The following is a 12,807-nucleotide window of genomic DNA, read 5'->3' as shown; positions in this document are numbered from 1 at the left end:
GATTAGGATTTCGTAAGGAGCGGGCACGACCGAACCGGCAGGCTGCTCTTACGATAGGTCAGGTCAACGCGCCGAGATCAATTCCAAACCCGAACTACACGGCAAACCGAATCTTCGGCTCGTTATGCGCACCGCGCAAATCGTCGCGAAGTGCTTGGAGATTCAGCAGCCCTTCATCGGCTGCTCTGCGCAACAGGGTATCGTTCGCCTCCTCGGCGGACATTGGCTTGTTGAAAAGAAACCCTTGGAACTCGTGGCACTGCAACAGGCGCAGACGCTCAAGATGATCCTGCGTCTCCACGCCCTCGGCCGTGACGGCGATCCCGAGGTCGCGGCTCATCGAGATGATCGCCTTCACGATCGCTCGCGCGCTCTGGTCGTCGCTCAGGCGCTGCACGAAGGATCGGTCGATCTTCAGCTTTCGGAACGGGAAGCGGTGCAGATAGGAAAGGCTCGAGTAGCCGGTCCCGAAGTCGTCGAGAACGACTCTCACGCCAAGCGCACCGAGATCCTGAATAACGGCGCAGGCTGCGTCCTCGTCCTGAAGCAGGACGCCCTCGGTAATCTCGAGCTCCAGTCGGTCAGCCTCAAGGCCCGTTTCAGACAAGATAGCCCCTACCAAGGCGACGAGACCCTTCTCGAGAACCTGGACCGGCGACAGGTTGACCGCCACACGGCATGGAATGGCCCAGGCCGCAGCGTTGCGGCACGCTTCCCGCAACGCCCACTCCCCCATGTGGACGATCAGCTTGCGTTCCTCAGCGATTGGAATGAATCGGGCCGGCGAGATCGGTCCCAGAACCGGATGCGTCCAGCGCATCAATGCCTCGAAGGAGATCGGGTGCCCAGTGGCATCGGAGATGGGCTGGTAGGCAAGGCTCAGCTCGCCGTTCGCCAACGCCTTCCGAAGCTCCTGCTCCAATTGAGGCCGATCATCGACTTCATGGTCGATCTCAGCATCGAAGAAGCGGAAGCATCCGCGACCCGCGTGCTTTGCCCGGTACAGGGCGATATCGGCTCGCTTCAAAAGGAGGTCCGGTGCGTCGGCGTTCGCAGGATAGATGGCGACGCCGATACTCGTGCCGATCGTGGCGCGCCGCCCATCCAGATCGAAGGGCTCCGACAGGCTGGCGATGATCCGCTGCGCGAGATCGCTTCCGCCGGAAGGCTGGTTGCCGCCCGGCTGGATGACGACGAACTCGTCGCCACCGATCCGCGCGACGAACTCGTCCGTGCGAAGACAGTTGCGTATGCGTCGTCCGACCTGTTTCAGCAGGTCGTCGCCGACGGCATGCCCATAGGTATCGTTCACCAGCTTGAAGCCGTCGAGGTCGAGAGCCAGAACCGCAAGCATGCCGCTCGTCGAAGTCGCTTGCGCGATGCCTGCGTCTAGGCGTTCCTTTAACAGGACGCGGTTCGGCAGCTCCGTCAGCATGTCGTGCAATGCCATGAAGCGGATCCGGGCCTCGGACGCTCTCCGCTCGCTGATGTCCCGCAGGGCAGTGACGATTGCCGCATCCCCACGATACCGGATCGGTCGCGACAGCATCTCGACCGGCACGCGCCTACCGCCACGGGCGGTGATCTCGCTCTCGACCGTTTCGGAAGAGGTCGCCGCCTCGACGATCTGACCTGTTCCCGCCAAGATCGACCGCAGCTCTCGCCCCGGCAGTTCGGTTGCCTGAACGCCGAGCAGCGTCGTCGACGCCACGTTGCCGTCGAGCACGACGCCACCGCGATGGATCAGAATCGCCTCGAAGGTGCTGTCGGCCAGCTGACGCAGTCTATCGGCCTCGAGCTCGTCTCTCGCTGCGACGCGGTTGTCGATCAGCGATCCGACTAAGCAGAGAAAGAGTACGACCACGCCCTCGGCGGCGCCGATCACGACGATCGGCGACGAGGTCAGATCGTCGGGTTGGGCGACCGCCGTCATCCAGTCGCCGAACGAGAGAACGGCGGCCGGCGATCCGAACGCCACGGTCGTGAACGCGCCGGCGCCGAGAAGAACGGCGATGCCGTCGGTATGGCGTCCCTTCCTGCCGCCCCCCTCCCAGATCGCGAAGCTGGACAGCGCAGCTCCCAGAACCATCACGGCCAGCACGGCGGACAAGTCGTAGGAAAGCGAGAACGGGCTGACCATTCCCGCCATGCTGATGAAGATCATGCAGGAGAAGCCGAACGACAGCAGCGAGCCCGACAGAAGCACGTTCCGGCTCGATCGCCGTGCGGCCACCGCGATGCGGATCGCAAGGAAGCTGCAGGTTCCACCGGCGGCGGTGGCGGCGATCGCGTGGCCCGTCGGTATCGAGATGCCGACGTGGGGAAATGAACTCTTGAGAGCCGCGAGGAAGGTCGCCCAGTTGATGCCGACGGACAGGACGCATGCCACCGACACGAGGACCGCGCCATTCCGCCAGCCGCCTCGCGCAGCGCGCTGAAGCAGAAGCAGAAGCAGCGCGACGCCTGGCACGGACACCATGGGCACGAGCGCAGCCCAGAAGGGATTCCGGTATCCCATGAGATCGGCCAGGAGGTGGCTCATCGCGCTTCGTTTCGCTTCGAGTGAGTGACGGCGTACGCTACAGGTGCCATACGGGATCAGAACTCGAGCTTGAGCCCCGCCAGGACCCGACGCTCGGTCTGGCGGCCGGCGGATGTTCTGATGTCGGCGGAGTTGAACTGCTCGGCCGTTAGGGAAACCGTCGCATGCTCGTCGATGCTGTAGCCGATGCGTGCGTCGAAGGTGACGTAGTCCGGCACTTCGACGGCGACCGTCCGGGCCATCGTCTCGTCGAACTGAAAGTCCGCGAACGCCGACTGCCATTTGGCCCGCGCGTCGATCTCAAGCTTGCGCCAGGTGTACCCCAAGCCCGCGACGACCGAATGAGCGGGGTTCTGCTCGGCGTAGTTGACCGAAGGGGCTTCGGCCAGGCGGTCGGCAGGCGATCTGTCATCAATATGAGCTAGCGCGTAGGAAAGGTTCCATCGCCAGCCGGCTTCGCTGGCTCCCTCGATGCCGATCTCCCCGCCGACCGCACTCGACCCATCGAAGTTGCGGGCGAGCGCCAGGACTTGGCCTTGAGGGGTGAAGTTGAAGCCGGACGCGAACGGCGATCCGATGGTCCTGTCGCTCTCCTGAACGAAGACCGAAGCGTTGATCTGCGCGCCGAGTCCGGGAAGCTTCCGGCTGTAGCCGGCTTCGTAGTTGACGACCGCGCTCGGATCGAGATCCGTTGTTCCCGCCACGGTGATCGGTCCCTGCGAGTAGAGCAGGCCGTAGGAAACGAGGCTGGGCAGCTGCAGGGCGCGAGCCGCGCTCAAACGGAAGGTGTCGACATCCGTCGGCGACCAGAGCAGCGCGCTGTTGAAGCTTGGCTCCGTTATGCGGCGTTCCCCAAATGGCAAGCCGACACCTGGAACGGGGATGTCGGCCTCGCCACGCTCGATCCGCATAACATCCATGCGCACGGCGTTCGTCAGCGACAGGCTCGGCACGATCTGCCAGTTCCACATCGCCGATCCTGCGAACAGATCGCTGCCCATCTCGCCGCCGAACGCGTCGGACGAGATCGTGTTTCGACGATACTCGGCGCCGACGCGGATCGTGTGGTCGCTCCCCAAACGCACCAGATCACTTACCTTCGCCACGGTGACGTCCTGCTTCCAGGCGAGATCGAACTGGGATCCGCCCGACGCGAAGGTCGTCGCGTTGCGGTAGACGTCGAACTGCATCAGTCCGATGGCCGTATCGACGCTCAGCGCTCCGCGTAGGCTGTCCGAGGTGTTCTCGAGCGGAATGTACGAGCCGAGGTCCTGGTAGTAGTCGGTCTCGATCGTACCGACCGTTGCCGCGATATCGAGCTGGGCCTTCTCGTTAACACGGAAGCGTGCATCGACCGAGCCCGTTCCGACATGAGGAGCGTCGATGGCGTCCGCGGTGCGGTTGCCGGAGAACTCGTCGGCACGCGTTCCCTTGGCTGAGACGCGCACCCCGAGGCGGTCGGGTACCTGCACGGTCGCAGTACCCTCGCCGTAGACCTGTGCCTGGGTGCCGCCACGAAGGTCGACGACGTTCTTTCGATCCCGCAGGGGATCGTAGGTCACGATGTTGATGACGCCGGACACGGCGTTGAAGCCGTAGAGCGCGGCGTTCGGTCCCCTGATGATCTCGATCTGCCGGATCTCGGCAAGGGTCACGGGGATCTGGGACCAGAGCGTGTAACCGTAGTCGTCCTGATAAACCTGCCGCCCGTCGAGCAGGACCAGCACCCGCGGGTTGAGCGCGGTGTTGTAGCCGCGGATGCCGACGGCGGCGTCGAACTGCCCATAGCGCCGGACGTCTAGGCCTGGCACGAAGCGCAGAACGGACGGCAGGTCGGTCGCACCCGAGCGTCGGATGTCCTCGGCGGTTACGATATCGATTGACGCCGGCGCTTCGCTCGCCCTCTGCGGCTTCCCGGTCGCGGAAACCGTCACCGGCTCGCCGAACATCTGCTCGGCTGCGGTGTAGTCGACGGTCTGCGCCTCCGCCGACGTTGCGAGCACCAGTATCGGCAGGGTCAGCACCCAGAAGCTGACAGAACTCATATCTCGCGAACCATCATGATGAAGGCGGTGGCGAACCGGACATCCGCCGCTGCCGCGTTGCGTGAACTGATCGATATCGAGACCGAAGGTCTTGAACGGATCGCGACGGTGCACGCGCCACTGCTGACCTGACCGACGTCGAGTGTGAAGCAGGGCACGCCGCTGCTACCCAAGGCGCTACGCAGCAGTCCCTGGTTGACGCTCCCCGTCGCAAAAACGCCGCCGTAGTCGGATGCCGACTTGAAGGCGGACTGCTCGACCGCGACAGGTCTCAACTCGCTGTCGCCGACCCGCAGTCCGGCTCCGAGGGCCGCGACGGCCGCCCGCATCTCCGAGACGGATCGTCCATCGGATCCGTCGTAGACGATGGCGATCTCGATCGTGCCGCGCCGGTGTCCCTCCTTGAACGAAAGGGCCCTCCCGACGATCTGCATGTCCTGTACCGTCGCGTCAGCACCATGCGCTTCCGTTGACAGAAGGCACAGCATGGCGGCGATGAGACAGAGCCCGCGTTTTGAGATCATCGGACGGACTTTGGTGCTGTGTGGCAGTAGTTTTGGTATAAACTACCCGGCATCATCTGTAGGTTGTCTTTCTTACCGCAGCCTTGACGCAGGAGCAGGAGGACGGATTTCGCAGCTGTTCGATGTGCGAATTTTTCTCGCTGGAGATGAGAAATACTCATATCGAGTCATCGTCTGCGCCGGCCTACCATGAGGCTTCGGTGTCCAGTTCTAGGACGGTCGAGGAATTCGATGGCGGAGTATGGATGCGCGACGTTCACCCAGGCGCACGGACGGTGTGGCCTCAGGAGTTCCTGTCCTGCGTATTCCAAGTTCGTCCGGTGGCGAGCGTCATGCGGTTTGCCGAAACGAGAGTTCGGATAGGGCTTGCCAAGGATCGGACGATCATGGAGCGCGTCGGTGCGTGATGTCCGGCGTCCCAAGATGCGGGCGTTGGAAGCTTTCGAGGCTGTTTCGCGTCACCTCTCGATAGCGCGGGCTGCAGACGAACTGGGCGTCACGCAAAGCGCTGTCAGTCATCAACTGCGTGCGCTGACCGAGGATATGGGTGAACGGCTCTTCGCGCGGTCGGGTCGAGGCATCGAACTGACCCCTGCCGGACGCCAATTGGCGGATCGCGTGCAGATGGCGTTCAGGCAGATCGACCAGTCGGTTGCCGACGTCGTCGGGGCAAATCGCGGAACCGTCCGCCTCGCGATCTGCAGCAGCTTCGGGCCCGGGTGGCTCGTGAAACGGTTGGCCTCGTTCCTGCGCGATCACGAACAGATCGACCTGCAGCTGAAGATGTATGCCAGCGATCCCGAGCTCACCGATGCCGTCGCCGACGCCTTCGTCACGACGCTGCCGAAGGAACAGGGGTTCTGGTCCTTGAGGCTTCGGCCTGAACTGCTGATCGCGGTGCGCTCGCCTCATGCCGAGGTACGTGATGGGAAACCACTGCCGCTCATAACAACGACGCTGGATCCGTCGCGAATTGGCGACGACTGGATAGCTTGGTGCGAGATCGCGAATGTCCGGCTCGACGACGTGCACTCCGGACGCTGGTTGCAGGTCTCGCACTACGTGACAGCCTTGGAAGTGGCTCGAACAGGTTTGGGCATTGCGCTCGTACCCGACTTCCTGGCCGAAGAAGCGCTCGCCGCCGGCACGCTCGAAACACTGTCGGATACCAAATTGCCCACGCACGACGACTACTACCTTTGCATCAAGGCATCGCGTCGCTCCGAGACGAACCTGCGAGCCGTCACCCGATGGTTTCGCGAACAGATCGGCACCTAATGAAGTAGCGCATGATGCCCGGTCCGGCGGAGCACCCGAAGCATGCTCACATCGGCATGGTGTTCACAATGTTGCGTCAGCTCCCTCCTCTTCCTCACCCCAGAGCTCGTCCATGATCCGTTTGTGATCGCTGGGCGTGAACGGCCCCCAAGGATCGATAATAGCGAACGCAGGGGCCAAGCGCTCCTCCATCGATGGATGGGGACGGGTCTGGTCCGTCCTTGGCGCCGGCTGCTCGCGCACGGGCGGCACGCGTTCGCGATGCCGCCGTCCGGCTCCCCTGCCCTTCCCGCTTGTCGTCATCAGACCGCTCTCACGCCCTGAACCGCTCCTTGGCGGTCAGCCATTGCAGGTAGGGTTCGTCTCCCGTGCCGCGGTAGATCTCGTCCCGCAGGAAGGCGACCTCTTGTTCATGCCGGTCCTCGTCGACCTCGATCCACCAGCTCTTGATTTGCCCGTTCGACCCGTCGTTCCAACGGTAGCCACGCGCCTTCAGATCGTCCTTGCGCTCATAGGGACTGCCATCGGCCCACACACGGCAGCGTCGCTTGGCGGACGCCGCCAGAAGGCGCTGGAATGGCGTCGCCTCCCCTGCTCGCCGCGCGGCCGCAAGGACCGCCAGAAGGGCATGGCAGTCGTCGACCGCGCGGTGCCCGGCATGAAACCAGCCGCACTGCCCGACGAGGTAGCGGAGCTTGGTGCCCTCGAAGCCCATCTGCGCCCAACCGATTTCGCTCAGCGAACAGGCCCAGGCCAACTCATCGAAGCCCTGCGCGAAGCGCTCCACCACGGGGCGATCGAACTTGGCGTTGTGAGCGATCACCAGATCGGCGCGCTCCGCAAAGCGCGACACGGCGCCCGGCTCGATGCGCTGGCCCGCCACCATCTCGTCGATGATGCCGGTCAACTCGGTAATCTCTGGCGGAATGAGGCCGTCGGGTTGGTTCAGGGCGCTGAACACGTCCACCGTGTCACCGATCCCGGTCTCGTCGAACAGGAAAGCCACCATGCCGATCTCGATCACCTCGTGTCGGCGCCAGTCGAGGCCGGTGGTCTCGGTGTCGAGGACGACGCCGAGCCGCATGCCCGGCGGCAGCGAGCCGCCGCGCAGAGCCTTGACGGGACGGCTGGGGACCTGCCTCAGGACGCGGTAGGCACCGCTCGCCTCTAGCGCGCCCGCCATGTCCTCCAGATTGGACAAAGCCGGCACCAGCGGTGGACCGTCCAGGTGCGGGGCACCAGCCAGGGTCCGCGTTGGGGTTGCCTTGGCACGCTTGGGGCGTACCGTTGACCCGGGCGGTTCATCACACGGGGGTGCGGCGACAGCGGATGCGAAGAGGTCGATCTGGTTGGGGCTGTGCCGTGTCATCAAGCAGTCCCCTGTCCGATGGCTTCCGGTGATCCCATCGCGGCTGTCCCCTCGTGCCGTCATGATGACCTATCTGCCGGTCGCCCGTCATGCCGGCAACCCAAGCGCACAACACATACGGCTCGAAACAGGCGCACGGCCATCGGCACCCACACCATACGGCAAGGCTGGCAACAGCCTTGCGCGATGCGATGCGCTGCGCTTTCGCACGCTGACATGCAGGCGAGCGGGCCGATCGTGCCCATTGAGCGCGAGCTACGCGGCTTCTACCCGATTGACTGGCGCGAGCTTTCGCTTTCGGTGCGCTTCCGCCGTGCCAAGGGGTTCTGTGAGCACTGCGGTCGCCCACACGGCCAGCTCGTTTGCACGCTCGCTGACGGCAGCTGGTTCGATGCTGCTCGCACGGTCTGACGCGACAACCGGGGCCGACGTCTTCGCACGCCCCTTCCCGACTTGGCCGACCGTGCCGACCGTTCCGAGACTGTCGCGTACCGCTGGACGCACGTGCAACTCGCCTGCACCCACCTGAACCACGACGTCGCCGGCAACGCGGGAGCCCATTGCCAACACTGCCACGTGATCCACGACCGGCCGCAGGACCTAGCGGGTCGGTGTATCGCCTGCCTTCTGCGTAGAGCGGTCGAGGACCTATTCGAAGCACGGTACCGGTAAGGGGTCCGAGACCGAACCGACCGCGCGGCGTCGATTGGGATGGTCTCCGCTTGCGGTTAGAGACCGTTGAAGTCGTTCAAGCTGTCAGGCTCTTGCGACTGCTACAATCCATCATGGTTTGTCGATTGGTTGTCAGCTGACAACTCGGAGGGTCGTCGGAGATTGGCGCCGCGAGAATGGCGATATCGCAGCTTGTGAACCTGAATGATTCAAGTCTTGCGACTCGCTAGGAATCATGAGACCTATCGTAGACGGATATAGAGCGTTAAACGCACGAAAACCGTTTTGACCAACCCGAGCGAGAGATGAACCGACCGGCCCCTGCTCCTTCCCCGCGTCCGTCCACCACGGATCACATCCTGCGCCACGCCGATCTCCTGTCGGGACAGCTGCGCTCGATGCGGGACGCGATGTTTCCGCCGGCGGCGCAGAAGACGCTACGATCGTTCTCGTCGGGTGACGCGGCGCGCATCCTCGGCGTTTCGGATGGATATCTCAGACAGCTTTCGCTGGATGGCCTGGGGCCGCTTCCGAATTTAACCCCCGGCGGGCGGCGGTCCTATAGTCTGGCGCAGATGAACGATCTACGAACCTTTCTTGCCGGGCACCGTCCCCGTGACGCCCGTGCCTTCGTGCCCCGGCGACGCGCTGGTGAAAAACTCCAGGTGCTTGCCGTCGCCAACTTTAAGGGCGGGTCCGCCAAGACCACGAGCGCGCTTCATCTGGCACAGTATCTGGCGCTGGGCGGTTACAGGGTGCTAGCGATCGACCTCGATCCGCAGGCCTCGCTGTCGGCCATGTTCGGCTACCAGCCTGAGTTCGACATCGGCGCGAACGAGACCCTTTACGGGGCGATCCGCTACGACGGCGAACGCCGGCCCATGCGCGAAGTGGTGCGGTCGACCTACTTCAGCGGGATCGATCTGGTTCCCGGCAACCTGGAACTAATGGAGTTCGAGCACGAAACGCCGCGCGCCATGCTAGCGGGCGGTCGTGGCCGAGAAATGTTCTTCCGGCGCGTATCGACCGCCATTGAGGAGGTTGGTGAAGACTACGACGTCGTGGTGGTAGATTGCCCGCCCCAGCTTGGCTTCCTGACGGTCGGCGCGCTGAACGCGGCAACCGCTATGTTGGTGACCATTCACCCGCAGATGGTGGATGTAGCCTCCATGAGCCAGTTTCTTCTTATGACAGCGGACCTGATGGGCGTGATCGAGGAGGCTGGTGGAACCCTCAACTTTGACTTCATCCGCTATGTGGTGACTCGACACGACCCAAACGACGTTCCCGAAGCGCAGATTGTGGCGCTTCTGCGCGGGCTGTTCGGTACGGACGTGCTGCAGGCGACCGCGTGGAAATCCACGGCGATCGCCAATGCGGGCCTGACCAAGCAGTCGCTTTACGAGTTGGAGCGCGGCTCGGTGGGGCGCGTCGCCTACGAGCGGGCGCTGGACAGCATGAACGCAGTGAATGGTGAGATCGCGGGCCTTCTCGCTGAGGCCTGGGGCCGATGAACAAGCGCACCCAATCGATTGCCTCGCTCTTCGCCAGCCGTCCGCCGGAGACGGGCGAGTTGTCCGCAGACAACCCGACGCGTGCCGCACGCGTGCCGTCGGGTTCTGTCCGCTCCATGAAAGATAGCTTCAGCCAGGTCGAGCGCGAGAACGAGGCGCTTCGTCAGAGCCTGACGGACGGGGCGCGCATCCTTGAAATCGATCCCGCTCTAGTCGATCCATCGCCCTTCGCCGATCGCTTTCCCGACGATGAGGACACTAGTTCTATCGACGCGCTGACGAGTTCGATCCGCGAAAACGGGCAGGAGGTCCCGGTTCTCCTGCGCCGCCACCCCGCCGATCCGAGCCGCTATCAGACCGCCTTCGGGCATCGCCGCGTTCGCGCCGCGCGCATCCTCGCTCGCCCAGTTCGCGCGGTCGTGCGCGAGATGGACGACGATGCGCTGGCGGTGGCGCAAGGGCTAGAGAACGCGGCGCGCCAGGACCTGACCTTCATCGAGCGCGCCGTGTTCGCCGCGCGCCTGGAGGATCAGGGACAGGGCCGCGCCGTGATTCAGCGCGCGCTCGCGATCGATAAGGCAGAGGCCTCGAAGCTTCTGGCCATCGCCCGATCCATCCCTCCTGACATTCTAAGCTGGATCGGCCGGGCGCCGAAGATCGGCCGAGGCCGGTGGCAGGCGTTGGCGGAGCTGGCCGGGACCGCGGACGCGCTGGAGCGCATCCGCCGGCATCTCGCCGCGACAGGAGCAACGCCCGCCGGTTCCGACGAGCGCTTCACGGCGGCACTGCGCGCTGGGGCACCGGCTGCCGCGACGGCAAGCGAGCGCTCGATCCTGGCATTGCATTCGGGACGCCGCATCGCTGCGCTCATGGCCAGAGGCCGCGACGCGCGTCTGGTGATCGACCGGTCGCTCGGAGCGGACTTCGCCGACTTTCTCGCCGATCGGCTGCCAGCCCTCTACGAGGACTATGCGGCAACGCGCGGCGAACCTAACCCTCCGCCGCGAGCGGACGGCACAACTGAAACCGAACGGAAGGACGGCTGAAGCAAAGAAAAGGCCCCCGAAACAAGCGTCCCGGAAGCCTTCTCGTCGTGTCGCAACACGAGACTCGCATTTCCGACTCTGCGCCGCAAGACTGAATTTGTGCAGCGGACGCCTTAACGGCGAACCCCTTTTCTTTGCCCGACGGAAGGGCAAAGGGATGACGAAGCTTAGACCAGTCGACGCAGGCGATCACCGTTGTGCCGAGAGGCACAGCGGTGATCGCCTGCGTCGCGCGTGTTTCCGCCACGCCGCTCCGTTCACCCGCGCCCTCCACGAGACCTCGCTCTCACGCTCGCCAGTCGGCACGCGCGAGCGTCAGACATCGCAACCTCAGGAGACGCCATAGGCAAAGAAAAAGGCCCCGAAGCGGGAGCCGCCGGAGCCTCAATCTGATGTGTAAGCAGCCTCAGGTTTAAGCCTCCTCATCCACATCGTCAAGTGAAAACGCGGCTTCCCGCCACGGCCTCCTTTTGCCTCGCGCAAGGAAGAGACCATGACGGAAGAACACCTCCGCACGCGCGTGAGCGTGCCCGTGCTGACGCGCGCCTGTGAGACAGGGGCGGACGCCGGAACGGACCTGTTTGCGCTTGTTTCTGCTGTGCCGGACGCACCGCATCCGGACTTCGCCGCGCGCGCCGCGATCTGGCGCGACCAGCGCGCCGGGCTGATGTCGATCGCCGAGGCACAGCGCCGCTCGGCCGCGATCGGCGCGATGACAGCGAAGGCGCAAGGCGCTGACGGCGGGCAGGGCAGGGGAGGGAAAGCGCACCCGCCCGCGGCCCGGCCTCGGCACGAGCGCCCATCGCCGAACGACAGCCGTCAGTACGCGCAACCCATGGCCACCACGGCCGCGCGCGACGACCGCCTGACGCCCAACGCCAAGGCCTTCCTCCAGGTGCTGCGAGCGCGCTGCGGCAAGGGCCGGGAGACGTCGATCACCAAGGGCACGGCAGGCAACATCATGGCCCGTTCGACACGCACCATCCGGCGCTACCTCGTGGACCTTGTGCGCTTCGGCTATGTCGAGCTGGAGATCCGGCGGAGCGCGCGAGGCATGCATCTCGGGCTCACGGTGAAGCTGACCGCCCTCGTCGCGCCGTTCTACGAGGAGGCGAAGGGCCTAGCCCGGTGGCTGGCGGAGACGCCGGCGGCCGTGTTCCGGCCCTTCGAGGCGGTGTTCGACCCGAAGGATAAGGGGGTGACACTTCTGTCATCCAAAAACCAAACCCAAACCATCTCTTCCTTCCCTTCGGTCGGATCTGCGGTCACGAGCCGCTTCGCGGCCCGTGGAAAGCTTTTGAGAAGGATAGGGGCAAGGGTTGTGCCAACGGCTTGAGGCCGCCAGCGGCCCTCCAACGCGTTTCCTGATCGGCTGCGGTCCTGCTCGTCACTGGCGAGGGCCTTCGCTTGTGAGAATGTGAGAGGCCGTTTGTTGAACGAACCAGCCCCGATCACAACGAACAGTCGCCCTTTCCCTCCTATTAATACGTATATTATACGTATTAATAGGAGGTGCTGATGACGAATAGGTTGAAGGAGTTCCGCGCGCGCGTGGGCCTGACGCAGGCGAAGGTCGCGGCTGCCGTTGGCGTTTCGCAGCCGAACTACCAGCGTTGGGAAACGGAAGCAGCGCCGATTCCCGACGACAAGCTCGGCAAGCTGGCCGAAGCGCTCGGCACGGACGCGGCAAGCCTTCTCGGGCGGCACGCGCCTATCGAGGTCGGGCTCTACGATGACAGCGTGGACGATGCCTTGAGCTATTATGGCGAGGTGGCGGTCCATTTCTCGGGGGGCGGTGAGCCGTTGCTGCTTTCGAT

Annotated in this window: 9 protein-coding genes; 5 read left to right on the top strand and 4 right to left on the bottom strand. The window is 64.2% G+C overall.

The annotated features are described in order from the left end of the window. Positions 1 to 94: 94 nt before the first annotated feature. Genes BLQ76_RS21855 through BLQ76_RS20385 form a run of 3 tightly spaced genes read right to left on the bottom strand, consistent with a single transcriptional unit; the run spans position 95 to position 5,111 of the window. Entirely contained in the window at positions 95 to 2,542 is a 2,448-nt protein-coding gene (locus tag BLQ76_RS21855; RefSeq protein ID WP_170842693.1) for a putative bifunctional diguanylate cyclase/phosphodiesterase, read from the bottom strand. 56 nt (positions 2,543 to 2,598) lie between these two features. Beyond that, positions 2,599 to 4,587, bottom strand: a complete 1,989-nt coding sequence (locus BLQ76_RS20390) for a TonB-dependent receptor plug domain-containing protein (RefSeq protein ID WP_090677005.1) — start codon at positions 4,585 to 4,587, stop codon at positions 2,599 to 2,601. Then, positions 4,584 to 5,111, bottom strand: a complete 528-nt coding sequence (locus BLQ76_RS20385) for a hypothetical protein (protein WP_170842692.1) — start codon at positions 5,109 to 5,111, stop codon at positions 4,584 to 4,586. The genes BLQ76_RS20390 and BLQ76_RS20385 overlap by 4 nt, the downstream gene beginning before the upstream one ends. Positions 5,112 to 5,534: 423 nt before the next feature. On the opposite strand from BLQ76_RS20385, the gene BLQ76_RS20380 reads away from it, so the two are divergent. Beyond that, positions 5,535 to 6,389: a LysR family transcriptional regulator gene (locus BLQ76_RS20380; RefSeq protein ID WP_090677002.1), complete on the top strand. Its 855-nt coding sequence runs from the start codon at positions 5,535 to 5,537 to the stop codon at positions 6,387 to 6,389. Between the two features lie 313 nt (positions 6,390 to 6,702). Here the strand turns inward: BLQ76_RS20380 and BLQ76_RS20375 are convergent, their stop codons facing one another. Continuing rightward, positions 6,703 to 7,758, bottom strand: a complete 1,056-nt coding sequence (locus BLQ76_RS20375; RefSeq protein WP_090677000.1) for a 3'-5' exonuclease — start codon at positions 7,756 to 7,758, stop codon at positions 6,703 to 6,705. A gap of 977 nt (positions 7,759 to 8,735) precedes the next feature. On the opposite strand from BLQ76_RS20375, the gene repA reads away from it, so the two are divergent. The 4 genes from repA to BLQ76_RS20350 all read left to right on the top strand — a co-directional run. Then, positions 8,736 to 9,944 carry a plasmid partitioning protein RepA gene (gene repA, locus BLQ76_RS20365; RefSeq protein ID WP_090676998.1) on the top strand — a complete coding sequence of 403 codons (1,209 nt, stop codon included), beginning with the start codon at positions 8,736 to 8,738 and terminating at the stop codon, positions 9,942 to 9,944. After that, on the top strand, positions 9,941 to 10,990 hold the full coding sequence (repB, locus tag BLQ76_RS20360) for a plasmid partitioning protein RepB (protein ID WP_090676997.1): 1,050 nt from the start codon (positions 9,941 to 9,943) through the stop codon (positions 10,988 to 10,990). Before repA ends, repB begins: the two co-directional genes overlap by 4 nt. Positions 10,991 to 11,483: 493 nt before the next feature. After that, entirely contained in the window at positions 11,484 to 12,326 is an 843-nt protein-coding gene (locus tag BLQ76_RS20355; protein WP_244519755.1) for a helix-turn-helix domain-containing protein, read from the top strand. 182 nt (positions 12,327 to 12,508) lie between these two features. Continuing rightward, positions 12,509 to 12,807: helix-turn-helix domain-containing protein (locus BLQ76_RS20350; protein WP_139184077.1), on the top strand; the 299-nt coding region annotated here is incomplete at its 3' end.

Origin of the sequence: Aureimonas jatrophae (assembly GCF_900104035.1) — a bacterium.
Classification (GTDB): Bacteria; Pseudomonadota; Alphaproteobacteria; order Rhizobiales; family Rhizobiaceae; genus Aureimonas; species Aureimonas jatrophae.
The sequence above is the reverse complement of the archived record's forward strand: the minus strand, read 5'-3'. Positions and strand labels throughout refer to the sequence as shown.